Genomic DNA, 17610 nt, shown 5'->3' with positions numbered 1-17610 from the left:
CGGGCTACGCCTACGCAGATTCTTGCGCGAAGGCGATCGCCTTTCTTATGCCTTTTTTAGAGTCTATTTTTATGCTTATAAATATAATTGTCTAAATATTTTTACATAGATTGAGTATAAGAAATCAAAGCGATCGTTTATTGAATTCGGGTAGTCGTTTATTGAATTCGGGCAAGCGTTTGTTGAATTTGGGTAGTCGTTTATTGAATTCGGGCAAGCGTTTATTGAATTTGGGTAGTCGTTTATTGAATTCGGGTAGTCGTTTATTGAATTTGGGTAGTCAGCTATTACTACTCCCCAAAACTGGATGTTTTGCTAAACTAAAAACAACCTTTAGCTAGTGCAAAGGTAACTTTATGGCCTCTGCAACCAACCTCGATACCAATCTCACCCCATTTCCTGATCACACGCAGCTACCAGACTCTGACGGGACATTTGTGAAAAATTGGCAAGAGCATCCCCAAAGTATCTTACTAACGGACTCAATTACACCCATTCTCCAGCAATTACATCCAGAAGGCCAATATTGTATAGGTCAAGACTTAGGTATTTACTGGCGGTTGACAGATCCTCCAGAGAAAGGAGCAGCAGCACCGGATTGGTTTTATGTAGGAAATGTCCCACCCTTACTCGATGGATTGACGCGCCGTTCTTATGTATTTTGGCGAGAACATATCGCTCCATTAATTGTCTTAGAATTCGTCTCTGGTGATGGGAGTGAGGAAAGAGATACAACCCCTTGGAAGGGGAAATTTTGGATTTATGAGCAAGTAATTCGTCCTCCGTTTTATGGCATTTATGAAGTGAATAAAGCCAGTATAGAAGTGTATGAATTCATTGGTGGACAATACCAGTTATTAGCAGCAAATGAACGAGGACATTATCGTATACCTCCTTTAGGAGTGGAGTTAGGCATTTGGCTAGGAGTTTATCAAAACGTGGAATTGCCCTGGTTACGTTGGTGGGATTTGCAAGGTAATTTGTTGTTGACTGGCGATGAAAGAGCAGAACTTGAATGCCAACGCGCTGAACAAGAACGTCAACGCGCTGAACAAGAACGCCAACGAAATGAGATTCTGATTGCTCAATTGCGTTCTCTAGGCATTGAACCAGACGCATAATTTTGACTAAAAGTCAACTATTTATTCACCTCTAGCAACTGGGAAGTTTCTAAGCGACTCATCCACTTTGCAAAATAAACTCGATTCGCTTTTTCCTCGGATGGGTCTTTAGTATCTAAAGGATAAGGCGCTAGTCCTAAAATCGCTGCTGTGGTCACGCAAAACATCGATTTTTGGAAAGTTATACAAATTTGCACTCGCAAATCATCTTCACCCCGGAGACTGCGACGATAAATTTCATGCAAGTACTCTGGAAGATAATGACGCATATCTTGCATCAACAAGGTAGGAGGGATACCTGCGCCGCCGATGGGCAGAGGATCGGCGTACAATGCGCCATATTGGAATCGACTTTGATCTGGGGAGATTTGATAAGCTTGGGCGTTGTATGAAACTGTACCGTGGAAAGGTGTTCCTCTAAAGAAAACAGCCTCTACATAAGGTATTGCTGTGTCTGCTAAGAAGGTCAAACCAACGTCTTTGGGAATGATATCATAGAGTTTTCCCTTAATTTTGACACTATAGGTAATTGGCTTGGCCGCACTTTCCACTAACCCTGCTTTAATATGGTCTACTACTTGGGGAATCGATTTGATTTCGCCTTTGTCGTAGAGGTCTGATAAGCTGAGGAAAATATCAGCCATGACTCGCCAAAATTGACCTAAACCACTGTAGTAGGCAGAGACGCGTAACTGTTCTGTTAAAAAGTCTGGAAAGAGTTGATTAATGCCTAAAATTAAGGGATTATTTTTAAATTTAGCTGTAATTACGGCTTGCGCTCTTTCTTGAAATTCTTTTGTATCTAAATATTCATCCAAACCACCGCCACCGTGCCACATCATGGCTTTCATGCAATACTCGGCATATTCAAAATTAATGCGATCGTGCCACCAGTGACGAAGTAATTTCTGAAAAGATATTTCTCCATTAAAGTATTTAAAAAATGGGAAAAATACTAAAAACTGATGCTCAGCAATGTAATTCAGATTTATTGAATAGGCATCTAAAACTACGCCGTAGCTTTTGAGAATACCAACTACTTCCACCACATTTTCTGGACTATCGGTGAGTAATGCCTCTCCTTTTTGGAGGCGTTCAATAAACTCAGGTAAAGGTTCGTTAGTAAATTTATTTCTAATAGTTACCATTGCTAGTTCTCCATAAAGTATAGGGGTTGGGGCATTGGGTATTGGTTATGAATTATTCTCCTTGTCCCCTTGTCCTCTTCACTCTCCCACTCTCCCTATCTCCCCGTCTCCCAACTCCCTACTTCCCATTCTCCATTCTCTTATCTAAAGACACTGCTACTACGTTTTGAGTATCGATCATTGCTGTAATTGTTGGTTCAGTCCAGCGTGCTAACCAAGACGGTTGGATGCCAAAAATCACAATTAGCAAGGCTAAAATTGCAGCTGGAAGGCGATCGCTCCAATACACACGTGGTAAGTTGACAACAGGTGCAGATAAGCGTCCAAAGAAGGCGCGGTTCATAAGTAACAGAAAGTAAACTGCTGTTAACCCCGTACCAATCATACACAGCAGTGTTTGTACTGGAAAAACTGCAAAACTACCCCGATAAACGATGAATTCGGAAATAAATCCTAACATTCCGGGTATACCTGCGCTGGCCATGACTCCCACAATCATCAAGCTACCGATTACCGGCATACCGCGTTCTGGGTTGAGGAGTCCTCTGATGATTTCTAAATCCCGGCTACCGGCTTTTTTATACACAACGCCCACCAGCAAAAATAGCATTGCAGAAATCAAGCCGTGGCTAATCATTTGCATGACAGCACCCAACACACTTAAAGGTGTAGCGGCCGCCGCCGCTATCAGGACGTAACCCATGTGTCCAATGGAACTGTACGCCACCATTTTTTTCATATCTGTTTGGGCGATCGCACAGGATGAACCATACAATACACTTACTGCTGCCCAAATTGCTAACCAAGGAGCCACATAATTCCAAGCTTCCGGTAACAAGTTCATACCAAATCGGAGTAAGCCGTAAGTTCCCAACTTTAACAGTACCCCAGCCAACAGTACGGAAATCGGTGTGGAAGCTTCAACGTGAGCATCTGGCAACCAAGTATGGAAGGGAACTAAGGGAATTTTAATTCCGAAACCTACCAAAATTCCCACTAGCAGTAAAAGTTGTGTTGCCAAAGGCAGAGTCTTGGCGTTCAAGGTTGCTAGTGCAAAACTAGAGGAACCACTTAGCCAAACCATGCCCAGGAAACTTGCTAAAATCAGGACTCCGGAAACGGCAGTATAAATGAGAAATTTGGTTGCAGCATAACCCCGTTTTGCACCACCCCAAATCGCTATCAACAGATACAGGGGAATCAACTCCAATTCGTAAAACAGGAAAAATAGCAGTAGATCCTGTGCTAAGAAAGCTCCAGTTACCCCGACGCTTAACAGTAGTATCAAAGAGTAATACAATTTAGGACGCCCAAGGGATTCATCGCTACTATAGATGGCAATGCAAGTCAAAAGTCCATTTAAAACCAGCAATGGTAAAGATAAACCATCTACTCCCAGGTTATAGTTCAAGCCTAAGACATCTACCCAAGGAACAGACTCGGCAAACTGTTGAGTGACTTCTCCAGGGCGGAACTGAATTGTTAGTACAACTGTCAAAAAGAAAACAATAATCGCAAATACCAAAGCTACCCCACGGGCAAATTTCCCACTAATGCTAGAGGGCCAGAAACCAATTAAAGCTGCGCCAATCAAGGGCACTAGAATTAAAGCACTAAGCATACACTTCAGGTAAAGGGATGGGGGGATGAGGGAGAATAACTCCTAACTCTTGTACAGACGCGATGAATCGCGTCTGTACTTAGCACTCTTAAAAGGGCAATTTATCTAATAAACCCAATGACCAACTGATGAAAAAGCCCAGGATGCTAACGACTGCTAGGATGGTCAACATATAACCTTGGGATTGCCCGGAAATGCTGTATTTTAAACTTTGTCCGCTAAGAATCGTGGCAAACCCAACTAAATTCACTATACCGTCAACCAAATAGCGATCGCTCCAAGCAGAAATCTTAGATAGCAGTGCTACTGCACTCACGACGGTGACTCGATAAATGCGATCGATGTAAAAGTCATAACCCAACAAATCTTGGAAAAATCTCCATGCCAGGATTCTCGATCTTGACCAGGCTTTGTGGAGATAAATTGTAGACCCTACAACTACTCCTATTACTGTAGAAGCAAACAACGCTAATGCTACATACCAATTGATACTTTCCCAATCAGGTAGCAAATACCACTGCTGTAACATCAGGGGTAGAAGCAAAGTCAATATTGTTAAAGTCACCATTGGCAATGCCATCGACCAGCCAACTTCTGGAGTACGCCGGGTCTTTTGTTGCGGTTTACCCCAAAAGACTAATCTAAATACTCTGGTCAAGTTTAATGCTGTCAAGCCATTGACTAGTAATAAAACTCCAATTACCCAAGGGCTAATACTGACAAAACCGTCAGCCCATGCTAACATTGCCCAGAAGCTTCCCAGTGGTAGGAGTGTCACCATTCCTGCGGAACCGACGATGTAGGCCGTGGTGGTGGCTGGCATCCTTGACCATAAACCGCCCATTTCTGTCAAGTCTTGACTTTGGGTAGTTAAGATCACTGAACCAGAACTCATAAATAATAATGCTTTGGCGATCGCATGGGTTAACAGCAACATCAAGGCTACACCACCTTGTTGCAAGCCAACTGCCAAAAACGCTAACCCCATGTATGCACTAGTAGAGTGAGATAAGGCTCGCTTAATGTCTATTTGAGCGATGGATACTAATGTTGCACCAATGGCCGTTACCGTGCCCATGATTACCAAAGCATTCAAGGCAACTGGCGACAGTGCTAACAATGGTTGCAGCTTAAATAGTAAGTAAGCACCACCAGCTACCACCAAGGAATTTCGCATTACCGAAGCCGGGTTCGGCCCTTCCATTGCCTCATCTAACCACAGGTGCAGTGGAAACTGGGCGCATTTCCCAGCAGGCCCAGCTATTAACGCCAATCCCAATAATGTTGATGCCATTGGGCTTAAATTAGCTGTTTGTGCCCACTCATATAAATCGGAAAAGTTCAAACTGCCAGCTAAGGTGGAAAGAGTGACAACAGCCATCAGCAGTAACAAGTCTCCCACCCGTTTAGTTAAAAACGCGTCTCGCGCTGCTGTCACTACTAAGGGTTGAGCATACCAGAACCCCACCAGCAAATAAGTTGAAAGTGTCAGAACTTCCAAAAGACAATAGCTGAAAAATAAAGAATCACTGATTGCTAAAGCACTCAGCGCTGCTTCAAAAAATCCCAGCAGCGCAAAAAAACGTGCTAACGACCAGTCTTTTTCCATATAACCCAAGGCGTAAACTTGTGCCAGTAAGCTTATGCCTGTAATTAAAACTGTTGCCCCGATACTCACTGGTGAGAGTTCCAAGGCAAAGGATAAATCTAAATCGGCAGCTTTGAACCAGCTAACCAGCAAATTTTGTGGTTCTCTATCCCAAATATCTTTAAATACAAACAAGCTATGCACAAAAGCCAAAAAGGTCGTCAACAAGTTGAAGTATGCCGCAGGTCTTGGCCCTGTCCGCTGAATTATTCCCAATCCCCACGGCAAGGTCAAAATTGCGCCGAATAAGCTATACAAAGGCACAAACCAACTCGTTAAAAATAAAAATTCACTCATTTAAATTTCCCTTGACGATTCAGCCTTAATTTTAAAAAAGCTTTCGGACAACTATTTAATTTAATTAAATTAATTTGCCAAAACCTCTATGTTTGTTTACTATTGTTTAAACTAAAACTTCGGGGTATTTTTGCTTAATTTTACCTTATTAAAGTTCAGTAACATATAACTTAATATAAGCAAAAGCATTTACTTGCCTTAACATCATCGACCTTTTTACATTTGTATTTCTACTTTAACCAAAGTAATTTATACGATATATTTGAAAAAATTATATGTTTTTTACTTAGTCATTGTAGATGTAGCAAAAATCGAGGAAAGATAGAGACAGCAAAACATACAGCGACTGCTCTTCCTTTCCCACATGAGATTAGCCTTGGCTATGAATCTCATTTTGTATATGTAATAAAGAAATTATAAAGCATAAGTGTCTGCTCTAGGAATCAGTTCACTTTAATTGCTCGTGGACACAGATAAATTTTTGTTAAGTTTTTTAAAACTTTTTTATCATAAACTATTATAGTGATTTATATTGCCAGGGACGCCAAGCTTTCCTATGCTTAATTTGGAAGTGTTTTCTTAGCTCTAAGATCAAGCTCTCCCCGTCAAAAATTTCAAATAACAGTACCGATTGGATTAATTTTGTAGGAGTTCTGCGATGCCAATTGCAGTTGGAATGATTGAAACGAAGGGCTTTCCAGCAGTCGTGGAAGCTGCTGATGCGATGGTGAAAGCCGCCCGTGTCACCTTAGTAGGATATGAAAAAATTGGTAGCGCTCGCGTCACCGTGATAGTTCGGGGAGATGTATCGGAAGTCCAAGCTTCCGTAGCTGCTGGCGTGGAAGCGGCCAGAAGAGTTAATGGTGGTGAAGTGTTATCCACACACATTATTGCTCGTCCTCACGAAAACCTAGAGTATGTCTTGCCGATACGTTACACAGAAGCTGTGGAACAGTTCCGTACCTAAAAGCCGTTTAAACAAAGAAATTAACGCTTTTGTTGTTTTTTGAGCATTGTTTGTGTCCAAGGCTAAAACTTTAAATCTTTAAATAGGGATTAAAACTAATGTCGATCGCAGTAGGAATGGTTGAAACGCTAGGCTTTCCAGCGGTAGTGGAAGCTGCTGATGCGATGGTGAAAGCAGCCCGCGTCACTCTGGTGGGTTACGAAAAAATCGGTAGTGGTCGGGTAACGGTAATTGTGCGGGGAGACGTATCGGAAGTTCAAGCTTCTGTAGCCGCAGGAGTTGAATCTGTCAAGCGAGTCAACGGCGGACAAGTACTGTCTACTCACATCATTGCTCGTCCTCACGAAAACTTAGAATACGTCCTGCCAATTCGTTATACAGAAGACGTAGAGCAATTCCGGGAAAATGTGAATGCAATTCGTCCTTTTGGTAGAAGACCATAATTTGTAATGCAAGTTGCCAAAGTTCGCGGCACAGTAGTTAGCACCCAAAAAGACCCAAGTCTTAGAGGTGTAAAACTACTGTTGTTACAATTGGTGGATGAAAACGGAAACATCTTGCCACAGTATGAAGTAGCAGCAGATATTGTAGGGGCAGGAGTAGATGAGTGGGTGCTTGTCAGTCGTGGCAGTGCCGCTCGTCAAGTTGATGGCAATGAAAAGCGTCCATTAGATGCAGCAGTGGTGGCGATTATAGACACCATTCACGTTGCAGATCGCCTAATCTACAGCAAAAAAGATCAATATAGATAGTCAACGCTTAGAGAAGTTAGGAGTGAGGAGTGAGAAGTTAGGAGCGAGAAGTTAAGAGTGACAAGTTAAGAGTGAGAAGTTAGGGGTAAAGAGTTAAAACTCATAACTCATAACTCATAACTCATAACTCATAACTCATAACTCATAACTCATAACTCATAACTCATAACTCATAACTCATAACTTAATTCAGGAGGAATCTCGCGATGGTAGTCCGCAGCACGGCGGCACCCCCAACCCCGTGGTCAAGGAATTTAGCCGAACCTGACATCCATGAAACTGCCTTTGTACACAAATTTTCCAACTTAATTGGAGATGTACGCATAGGTGCAAATGTAATCGTTGCTCCGGGGACTACGATTAGAGCGGATGAAGGCACACCTTTTTATCTTGGTGAAAACACTAATATCCAAGATGGCGTTGTAATTCATGGGTTGGAGCAAGGTCGAGTAGTTGGCGACGACCAAGACAAATACTCGGTGTGGATAGGCAAAAATGCTTGCATTACCCACATGGCTCTAATTCATGGGCCAGCTTATGTTGGAGACAATTCCTTCATTGGCTTTCGCTCCACGGTGTTTAATGCCAGGGTAGGTGCAGGTTGCATCGTGATGATGCACGCTTTAATTCAAGATGTAGAAATTCCACCGGGTAAGTATATACCTTCAGGAGCAATAATTACCACCCAGCAGCAAGCTGACCGCTTGCCAGACGTGCAAGATCGGGATAAGGAATTCGCTCATCATGTGGTTGGGATTAATCAGGCACTACGAGCTGGTTATCTCTGTGCTGAGGATATAAAATGTATTGCGCCGATTCGGGATGAAATTGCTAAATCTTATACAGGTAATGGTATTACAGTTTTAGAGTTGGAAAGGAGTAATGACGTGGCGAGTAATAGCTTGGGTGCCCAAACAATAGAGCAGTTGCGCTATTTATTACAGCAAGGGTATAAGATTGGCACAGAACATGTAGACCAAAGACGGTTCCGCACAGGTTCTTGGACTAGCTGCCAGCCAATCGAACCAAAATCTTTAGGTGAAGCGATCGCTTCTTTAGAAAGCTGTCTGAGAGACCACAGTGGCGAATACGTCCGCCTGTTTGGCATTGACAAAGGTAGACGCCGGGTGTTAGAAACCATCATTCAACGTCCTGATGGTGAAGCCAAACCTGCCACCACCTTTAAAGCTCCTGCTAGTTCTAGCAATGGCAGCTACAGCAGCAATAATGGTCATAGTAGTAACGGCTCTGGCGGTGGCAAAATTAACAATGAAACTGTAGATCAAATCCGGCAACTTTTGGCTGGTGGTTATAAAATTGGCACTGAACACGTAGATGAGCGCCGCTTCCGGACTGGTTCCTGGAGTAGCTGCAAGCCAATTGAAGCAACTTCGGCAAATGCAGTGATTTCGGCTGTAGAAGAGTGTATAGACAACCATCAAGGGGAATATGTGCGTTTAATTGGTATCGATACCAAAGCCAAGCGGCGCGTGCTAGAAAGTATAATTCAACGTCCAAATGGTCAAGTAGCTTCCTCTAGTAGTGCTAGTAGTGGTAGTCAGAAATCATCATTTTCTAGCAGCAGCGGGTCTTCGGCGAAGGCAACAGCTACCAGTACTCGTTTAAATTCCGAAGTAGTAGACCAGCTAAAACAACTGTTGGCTGGGGGATATAAAATTAGCGTCGAACACGTAGACCAAAGACGTTTCCGTACAGGTTCTTGGACTAGTACAGGTCAAATTCAAGCCTCTTCAGAAAGAGAAGCGATCGCATCTGTAGAAGCGCAACTCGCCGAATATGAAGGAGAATATGTACGCTTGATTGGTATTGACCCCAAAGCCAAGCGTCGAGTATTAGAAACAATAATTCAACGTCCGTAGAAGTTAGGAGTTAGGAGTTAGAAGTTAGGAGTTAGGAGTTAGGAGTTGGGAGTTGGGAGTTGGGAGTTGAAAAAGATTGTTAATTCATAACTCTAAACTTAAAATTTATAACTGCTCACTTTTAACTAACTCCTCACTCTTGGCTGCTAACTCCTAACTCCCTAATTTCTTCTGGCTTCTGAGGTTAAAATTTCCATGTCTGTGCCGCCACTGCGCCTCAGCAATAACTTTGATTCTTACATTAGTGGTGAGGTGACTGTTCATCCAAGCGCGGTACTCGCACCTGGGGTAATACTCCAAGCAGCTGCAAACAGCAAAATCATCATTGGCCCAGGGGTATGTATTGGCATGGGATCGATTCTCCAAGTCCATGAAGGAACCCTAGAGGTAGAAGCAGGTGCAAACCTGGGAGCCGGGTTTTTGATGGTTGGCAAGGGCAAAATTGGAGCAAATGCTTGCATTGGTTCAGCAACAACAGTTTTCAATACTTCAGTTGAACCCGGACAAGTAATTCCACCTGGTTCGATTCTGGGAGACACCAGTCGGCAAATTAGTCAAACAAAGCAACTCAGTTCATCCCCAGATAACCCACCTGCCACAAGTGCAGAAAACAATAATGGTTCAGGGGAAAGTGAAGAAAAGTTAATTTCCTCAACTAACTTTTCCGCTTCAGCTTTTGTGGAGTTAAAAGGGCGATCGCTTTCTTTCTTTAAATCTCCCGCTACTAGTGAAAGCCAGTCTCCTCCACCGCCTAAGCCTGTTAATGAGGCTGAACCTAATTTGGAACCAGCCGTCCAAGAAGACCCCAGTGAGCCACCTACAGAATCTCCCAATAGCTTCGGGACTCAAATTTATGGGCAAGGCAGCATAAACAGACTGTTGACCACTTTGTTTCCCCATAGACAATCCTTGAGCAACCCAAACTCTGACGATTAGTCCGAGTAAGTGTTAATTGTAAGTTGTCAGCTTTTTCCGTATTTTGGAAAATTCACATGGAAACATTTAATCAACGGTCTATGAGTTCTATGCATTCATCAGGTCATTTCGACGACCTCAAGGATACTGCCTTGGGCTTAGTTTCTACCCTCAGTTTCCCGGCGATCGTTGGGACGGCGGACATGATGCTCAAATCTGCTGGAGTTCACCTCGTTGGCTATGAAAAGATTGGTAGCGGTCATTGTACTGCCATCGTCCGGGGTGGAATTGCGGATGTGCGTCTGGCTGTGGAATCAGGCGTACAAACTGCCGAACAATTTGGTCAGTTGGTTTCTAGCTTGGTAATTCCGCGACCCTATCCCAACTTAGATATAGTGCTTCCCATCACAGCTCGTTTCACTAAATTGATGGAGGAAGGCAGTCACAGCCGTTTGAGCAATCAAGCGATTGGTTTGGTAGAAACGCGAGGATTTCCCGCGATGGTAGGCGCGTGTGATGCCATGCTCAAAGCTGCTGATGTCCATCTGGCAGCTTATGAAAAAATTGGTGCCGGTTTGTGTACAGCGATTATTCGTGGTTCCGTAGCCAATGTTGCCGTAGCCGTGGAAGCAGGAATGTATGAGGCAGAACGCATTGGGGAATTAAATGCAGTGATGGTGATTCCCCGACCCTTAGACGAAATGGAACAAACTTTGCCATTAGCAAGCTGCTGGATAGAACAAAGCCAACCGTTAAACTTGCCAGTGAATATTAAAGAGAAAGAGCAAGTTGCCGAAATCGAAGTGTTAAGATTACCAGATTTAACTAAGCTACCCACAAAAGTTGCAGAAGAAATATGGAATGATGAATGATGAATTATGAATTGTGGAAATCCACATTCATTATTCAACATTCACCGTCAGCTAGAAGGCATCTTACGCTTTTCTTATTTGTTCTGATAATAGCTTCTTAAATCCATAAGTCAAATATTTTTCTTTTAATAGCGATAATAGAGTTTTATCTATAATATTAAAACTCGTGACCTTCTATAACCATCGCTATATCATTGGCAACTGTTCAGTAATACTAGAAATATATCTATGAATCGCTATTTACAGGAGAACTACCCTTGAATCAAGCGACGCTGCACCAGTTAAAAGTCTTCGAGGCAGCGGCACGGCACAGTAGCTTTACTCGTGCTGCTGAGGAATTATTTCTCACTCAACCTACCGTTTCCATGCAGATTAAGCAACTGACAAAATCGGTAGGGTTGCCATTATTTGAGCAGGTGGGAAAACGGCTGTATTTGACAGAGGCAGGAAGGGAATTATTTGCTACTTGTCGGCAAATTTTTGATAATATAGCCCAGTTTGAAATGAAGGTGGCAGATTTAAAAGGGCTAAAACAAGGACAACTAAAGTTGGCAGTGATTACAACAGCGAAATATTTTATACCACGTTTGTTAGGGAAGTTTTGCGAACTTTATCCAGGTATTGATATCTCGTTACAAGTCACGAATCACGAACAAATTTTAGAACGGATGTCTCAGAATCTGGATGACTTATATATTATGAGTCAAATCCCAGAGAATATGGATATAACTTGCCAACCATTTTTAGAAAACCCTTTAATAGTCTTTGCACCACTTAATCATCCTTTATCTCAGGAAAAAAATATTCCGATAGAGCGCCTAGCTGAAGAACCTTTTATTATGCGGGAACCAGGTTCAGGAACTCGTCGTGCTGTGCAAAGCTTATTTGACGAACAAGGGGTGAAGGTAAGAGTTAAGCTGGAATTAGGAAGTAACGAAGCAATTAAACAAGCGATCGTTGGTGGTTTAGGAATTTCTGTTTTATCTCGTCATACTTTACTGTTGGACTCCTCACAGTTCAGCATTTTAGATGTCCAACACTTCCCGATTCACCGAAATTGGTACATGGTTTACCCATCTGGTAAACAGCTATCTATTGTCGCTCGTGCTTATTATGATTATCTGCTGGCTGCGGCAAAAGACATCGTAGAGCAAAACGCTACTTATAGTTATAGTGCGGTTGAAGCAACTCATAGATAAATGTTGATTGGGCATTGGGGAGCCAGTGCCGTGGGCGGGTTTCCCGACTTGTAGACGCTTTGCGGCTTCCCGCAGGGTGGCTACTGGCGTCATTGGGTATGAGGTATAGGGCATAGGACATTAGGGACTTGTTCATCTCCCTCAAAGACTAATTCCAATGCCTAATGCCCAATGCCCCATGCCCTATTATCAGATTTTTGATTTTGAATTCCTGAAAGGGGTTGACGGCTAGACCAGCAAACATTAAAAATTAACCAGCAGAACCATTAAAATGGGGGAAAACTCACGGTGGTTAACCCGGAAATACAGTCTTGGCGCAAAACAGTAGAAAGCGAGATTGTAGCTGTCACAGTCTACGCTGATAGAGCATTGGTTACACGGCGAGGTGTAGTTTCTTTAACAGGAATTGAACGGGAATTAGTAATTACCTCAGTGCCAGTTACTCTAGAAACTGAGTCTGTGAGGGTTAGCGGTACGGGTACGGTGGGAGTACGGTTGCAGGGAGTAAGTAGCGATCGCATTTATACTACTGAACCTGTGGCAGAACGTGTAGCACATTTGACCAGGCAAATTCAGCAATTAGAAGCAGAAAAACGCCATTTGCAAGCCCAAATCGATGCTTTAGCATTGCAATCTAGTTTTATCGAAGGCTTACGTGAAAAAACAGAAGAACCTTTTTCCCAGAGTTTGTCTCGAAAAAATTTGAGTCTTAGCGAAACTTTAGACTTTCTCAACTTTCTTGGAAGCCAGTATAGTGAATATGCGATCGCATCTGGAGAATGCAAAGCTCAACAGCAGGAATTAGACAAACAACTGCAAGCACTCCACATCTCACTGCAAAAAATCCAAACACCGCACCCCAAAGAAAGTTTGAGCTTAGTTGTAGGAGTTGAAGCTGCTGGTGAAGGCGAATTTGAACTAGAAGTATCATACTTGGTGAATCGCGCCAGTTGGACTCCGCTATATGACTTGCGCTTTAGCACCACCAGCGATATCGTACATTTGAGTTACCTGGCAGAAATTACTCAAAGCAGTGGCGAAGATTGGATTGGTGCAAGTCTCACCCTTTCTACTGCAAAACCGGGATTAGGTACGCTCCCACCCAAACTCGATCCTTGGTATATTGATAGCCCTAGTCCACGATTATTTAGACAAAGGGGAACTCGCCCATCCTTACCGACAATAGCACTTCAAGCTGCCGCTCCTGCTGGTGAGGAAAATTCGCAAGAAGAAGACGAAGTTGCACAGGATAGTTCCATCCCAGCGGAAATTATTGCAGCACAAGTATCGAAAGAAGGAAGTGTAGTTACCTTTAAATTAAATGGTGGCGGTAACATTCCTAGTGATGGCGCACCACATAAAACAACAATTTTTAATGATGATTATCCTTGTAAGTTTGATTATGTGGCAATGCCGCGCTTGGTAAGTTTTGCTTATCTGCAAGGGAATGTGAAAAATAGTCCCAACGGTGCAACTTTGTTACCAGGCAAAGCGAATATTTTCCGCAATAATGTTTTTATTGGTGCTACTGGGTTAGAAAATATTGCACCAGGTCAAGAATTTAAACTCAATTTAGGGATTGATGAAGGTTTAAAAATTGAACGCGATTTAGTTGAACGTCTGGTAGATAAAAGATTAATTAGCAACCAGCGCCGAATTACTTATAGTTATCGGTTGATAATTACTAACTTACTGGAACAACAAGTAAAATTGAAAGTAACTGAACAATTGCCTGTTAGCCGTAACGAACAAATTAAAGTGCGTTTAATTCGTAGTAATCCGCAAATTCAACTTGGGGAAATGGGTATTTTAGAATGGCAATTAACTCTTGCACCGCAAGAACGACAAGAGATATATTATCAGTTTAATGTTGAACATCCACCGGAGTTAACGGTGCTTGGGTTGGATATTTAGAATCAGTTTTTAAACTTCTATCGTAATACTAAATCAGTGATGAGCGGTGCATGGTCAGAATTAGCATTTGCTCCTGCATAAATTCCAGCAACACTAAAATGTTTGCTCACAAAACAGTGGTCAATAGGAATATTTATCAATGGAATTAGCCACTGTGGTAGATGCACATGGCTGGCTGGTCGCGGCCAAGTTGGTAAAATACCAAACCCTAAGCGAGTATTGTGCAATTTTGTTTTGTTGATAAACTGGCGATAATAAGGTGACCAGGGTGTGAGGTTAAAATCTCCCACTAAAATCAATGGCTGATTTAATTCTCTAATATAATTAGTTAATGCTGCTAGCTGACGATTACGCCTGTGAAAATTTCCTCTCGTTATCGGTACTATAGGATGAGTTCCAATTAGCTTAATCAACTTTTTATCTACTTCTAAAGTTGCTATGAGGTTATGACCTCCTTGTCCATTAAAGTTATCACCCTTGGCATCTTGAATTGGGAAACTGCTGAGAATAGCAAGACCGCCACCGGGACTTCTAAAAGTATAAGGTAAAGTATTTTTTAACCCATTTTTTAAATTTTCCACTGCATTTTTATCAACTTCAATAAATACAGCGATATCTGGTCTATTTTTTTGGACTACATTAATAACTTCTCGATTATTCTGATTTTGAATATTAGTGTTAAAAGATAAAATTCTTATTTGCTTGGCTGGATTATTAACCAACTGTTGGGAATGAGGAAGATACCAAGGAATAATCTCAATAGCGTTCAAACCAACTAGAAATAAAGCTATAATAATTATTACTTTATTTTTGAGATGGCGGCTTTTCCAAAAAAACAATAAAATACTACTAGCTATTAATGATAAAATAAAATACTGGATGCGAAAATGAGTAATTAATTCTAGTGGATAAGACCAAGCAATGTAACTGATTAAAGATAGTAACGTTAGTAATCCTAAAGCTAACAGAGTGGCGATCGCAATAATTAAAGATATTCGTTTGCTCATAGTTTAATAGATTTTATCAAGCTGTCTTCCCAATTAAGCCTATCCTTTTCCAACATTAGAAGAAGTAGCAGCCCAGTCAAAACAACAGAAGCAACGCAGCGATCGCTTGGCTGCAAAACTGCGAGAATTCAATATAGATCCAGATACTATTTAACTGTGGCAATTTTAGATTTTAGATTTTAGATTATAGATTAAAATTTATTTTGGTACATGCTTTGCCCTTAGTGCGCCGAACAAATATTTGCATCCAAAATTTAAAATCCTCAATCCTTAGAGGAATCTGTTCCAATCCAAAATCGTTCGACTGAGCGTAGCCGAAGTCCAAAATCCAAAATCCAAAATTGATTGACTTAATCTTACGGATCTTCAGGAAAAACCCATTTTGGCGGTTCCGTCATTTTTTTTCGCAGACGTTCTTCAGCCATTTCCAACATTTTGTCTAAAGAAGTATCTTCAACAAATTTGGCAGCTGCTTCTCTAAATTCTATGTTGGGGCATTTATCCCCTAAAACGCAGCCGTTGACACAAGCTACAGCGCAGTTAATTTTTTGCTCCATAGTGAATTCCTCTGTTTTAAAGTTATGAGTTATAATTTCAACTCTTAACTTCTTTAACCTCAAACATTACCTTTTAGATAAATTTTACCTTGCTTGTTGCCATCCCAACGGTCTAAATACTTACCATTTAAGAAGTTATGAGTTAGGAGTTATGATTTTTACTCCTAACTCATCACTCCTCACTTTCATAAAAAACACTGATGTCCGAACTCTTTGCCACTACTGGAACTATAGCCGCGATCGCCACTGCTGTTGTCCCCCAACAGGGTAGTGTTGGCATTGTGCGGGTATCCGGCGATCGAGCAATGTCCATCGCCGAAACTTTGTTTCACACACCAGGGCGACAAGTTTGGCAAACTCACCGGATTCTCTACGGTTACATCCGCCATCCCCAGACGCAACAATTGGTAGATGAAGCTTTGTTGCTAATCATGAAAGCACCCCGTTCTTACACCCGTGAAGATGTGGTGGAATTCCATTGCCACGGAGGAATTATGGCAGTGCAGCAGGTGTTACAACTGTGTTTGGAAAATGGTGCAAGATTAGCTCAACCGGGAGAATTTACCCTCCGGGCTTTTTTGAACGGGCGATTGGATTTGACTCAAGCCGAAGGCATTGCCGATTTGGTGGGAGCTAAATCGCCCCAAGCAGCCCAAACTGCTTTAGCTGGTTTACAAGGAAAATTGGCTCATCCCATCCGGCAGTTACGCGCTAACTGTTTGGATATTTTGGCAGAAATCGAAGCTCGAATCGATTTTGAGGAAGATCTTCCTCCGCTGGATGATGAAGCAATAATATCAGAAATTGAGAAAATTGCCGTAGAAATTTCTAGGTTGTTGGCGACCAAAGACAAAGGTGAGTTGTTACGCACTGGGTTAAAAGTGGCAATTGTCGGGCGTCCGAATGTTGGTAAATCGAGTTTATTAAATGCTTGGAGCCAGAGCGATCGCGCCATTGTCACAGATTTACCCGGTACAACCCGCGACGTGGTGGAATCCCAGTTAGTTGTAGGGGGAATTCCCGTGCAGGTGCTAGATACTGCGGGAATTAGGGAAACAACAGACCAAGTAGAAAAAATTGGCGTCGAGCGATCGCGCCGTGCGGCAAATGCAGCTGATTTAGTTCTATTGACCATTGATGCTTCAGCAGGTTGGACTCAAGGCGATGAAGAAATTTACGAACAAGTGCAGCACCGTCCTTTAATTCTAGTATTTAATAAAATTGACTTAGTAGAGGAAAACCAAAGGCAAAATCTTCAATCTCAAATTTCAAATCTCAAATATCAAATTTTCACATCTGCTGCCCAAAATCAAGGAATTGATACTTTAGAAACAGCAATTTTAGAGATAGTTAAAGCAGGAAAAGTCCAAGCTGCTGATATGGATTTAGCCATTAACCAAAGGCAAGCAGCAGCTTTAACTCAAGCTAAAATTTCCTTGGAACAAGTACGAGCAACAATTGAGCAGCAATTACCTCTTGATTTTTGGACAATTGACTTACGAGGCGCAATTCAAGCACTGGGAGAAATTACTGGAGAAGAAGTCACAGAATCAGTTTTAGACAGAATTTTTAGTAAATTTTGTATTGGCAAATAAATTTTAAATATCGGAAATTAGTGATTTTTATGTAGCTAGATATTGTTTTAGGTTTTCACGCTCCCTACAAACGGAAGTTCACTGAGTTTGCAGCAGGGTAGACAAAATAGTTTCTCA

The 17610-nt window shown here is 42.0% G+C and carries 15 protein-coding genes; 10 read left to right on the top strand and 5 right to left on the bottom strand.

Annotated features, from left to right (window positions below):
- The first annotated feature begins 356 nt into the window (after positions 1 to 356).
- The gene (locus H6H03_RS18785; protein ID WP_190956611.1) at positions 357 to 1121 is read left to right on the top strand and encodes a Uma2 family endonuclease; all 765 of its coding nucleotides are present in this window, start codon (positions 357 to 359) and stop codon (positions 1119 to 1121) included.
- Positions 1122 to 1138: 17 nt separating this feature from the next.
- Here the strand turns inward: H6H03_RS18785 and H6H03_RS18780 are convergent, their stop codons facing one another.
- The 3 genes from H6H03_RS18780 to H6H03_RS18770 form a co-directional block, all read right to left on the bottom strand.
- Positions 1139 to 2269, bottom strand: a complete 1131-nt coding sequence (locus H6H03_RS18780) for a CO2 hydration protein (protein ID WP_190956610.1) — start codon at positions 2267 to 2269, stop codon at positions 1139 to 1141.
- Positions 2270 to 2387: 118 nt separating this feature from the next.
- Positions 2388 to 3890 carry an NADH-quinone oxidoreductase subunit M gene (locus H6H03_RS18775; protein WP_190956609.1) on the bottom strand — a complete coding sequence of 501 codons (1503 nt, stop codon included), beginning with the start codon at positions 3888 to 3890 and terminating at the stop codon, positions 2388 to 2390.
- 88 nt (positions 3891 to 3978) lie between these two features.
- Positions 3979 to 5835, bottom strand: coding sequence for an NAD(P)H-quinone oxidoreductase subunit F (locus H6H03_RS18770; protein ID WP_190956608.1), 1857 nt, complete (start codon positions 5833 to 5835; stop codon positions 3979 to 3981).
- A 658-nt stretch (positions 5836 to 6493) separates the two neighbouring features.
- Here H6H03_RS18770 and H6H03_RS18765 point away from each other — a divergent pair.
- The 8 genes from H6H03_RS18765 (at position 6494) to H6H03_RS18730 (ending at position 14334) form a co-directional block, all read left to right on the top strand.
- Entirely contained in the window at positions 6494 to 6802 is a 309-nt protein-coding gene (locus H6H03_RS18765) for a carbon dioxide-concentrating mechanism protein CcmK (protein WP_015209255.1), read from the top strand.
- 98 nt (positions 6803 to 6900) lie between these two features.
- Positions 6901 to 7245: a carbon dioxide-concentrating mechanism protein CcmK gene (locus H6H03_RS18760; RefSeq protein ID WP_010995041.1), complete on the top strand. Its 345-nt coding sequence runs from the start codon at positions 6901 to 6903 to the stop codon at positions 7243 to 7245.
- Positions 7246 to 7251: 6 nt separating this feature from the next.
- Entirely contained in the window at positions 7252 to 7554 is a 303-nt protein-coding gene (locus H6H03_RS18755) for a EutN/CcmL family microcompartment protein (protein ID WP_190956607.1), read from the top strand.
- A 206-nt stretch (positions 7555 to 7760) separates the two neighbouring features.
- A complete protein-coding gene (locus H6H03_RS18750; protein WP_190956606.1) occupies positions 7761 to 9434 on the top strand; it encodes a ribulose bisphosphate carboxylase small subunit in 1674 nt (557 codons plus the stop codon).
- A 195-nt stretch (positions 9435 to 9629) separates the two neighbouring features.
- Positions 9630 to 10370, top strand: a complete 741-nt coding sequence (locus H6H03_RS18745; protein WP_190956605.1) for a transferase — start codon at positions 9630 to 9632, stop codon at positions 10368 to 10370.
- A gap of 56 nt (positions 10371 to 10426) precedes the next feature.
- Entirely contained in the window at positions 10427 to 11221 is a 795-nt protein-coding gene (locus H6H03_RS18740) for a BMC domain-containing protein (protein ID WP_190956604.1), read from the top strand.
- Positions 11222 to 11478: 257 nt separating this feature from the next.
- Positions 11479 to 12420: a LysR family transcriptional regulator gene (locus tag H6H03_RS18735; RefSeq protein ID WP_190956603.1), complete on the top strand. Its 942-nt coding sequence runs from the start codon at positions 11479 to 11481 to the stop codon at positions 12418 to 12420.
- Positions 12421 to 12708: 288 nt separating this feature from the next.
- Complete coding sequence (locus tag H6H03_RS18730) at positions 12709 to 14334, top strand: mucoidy inhibitor MuiA family protein (protein ID WP_190956602.1); 1626 nt, start codon at positions 12709 to 12711, stop codon at positions 14332 to 14334.
- Positions 14335 to 14351: 17 nt separating this feature from the next.
- Here the strand turns inward: H6H03_RS18730 and H6H03_RS18725 are convergent, their stop codons facing one another.
- The gene (locus H6H03_RS18725; RefSeq protein ID WP_190956601.1) at positions 14352 to 15341 is read right to left on the bottom strand and encodes an endonuclease/exonuclease/phosphatase family protein; all 990 of its coding nucleotides are present in this window, start codon (positions 15339 to 15341) and stop codon (positions 14352 to 14354) included.
- Between the two features lie 356 nt (positions 15342 to 15697).
- Entirely contained in the window at positions 15698 to 15898 is a 201-nt protein-coding gene (locus H6H03_RS18720; RefSeq protein ID WP_190956600.1) for a hypothetical protein, read from the bottom strand.
- Between the two features lie 200 nt (positions 15899 to 16098).
- Between H6H03_RS18720 and mnmE the strand changes: the two genes are divergently transcribed.
- On the top strand, positions 16099 to 17493 hold the full coding sequence (gene mnmE, locus H6H03_RS18715) for a tRNA uridine-5-carboxymethylaminomethyl(34) synthesis GTPase MnmE (RefSeq protein WP_190956599.1): 1395 nt from the start codon (positions 16099 to 16101) through the stop codon (positions 17491 to 17493).
- The last annotated feature ends 117 nt before the right edge of the window (positions 17494 to 17610 follow it).

Source organism: Nostoc paludosum FACHB-159, assembly GCF_014698835.1.
In the GTDB taxonomy this organism is placed as follows: domain Bacteria; phylum Cyanobacteriota; class Cyanobacteriia; order Cyanobacteriales; family Nostocaceae; genus Nostoc; species Nostoc paludosum.
This window is presented reverse-complemented; position numbering and strand designations above follow the sequence as displayed.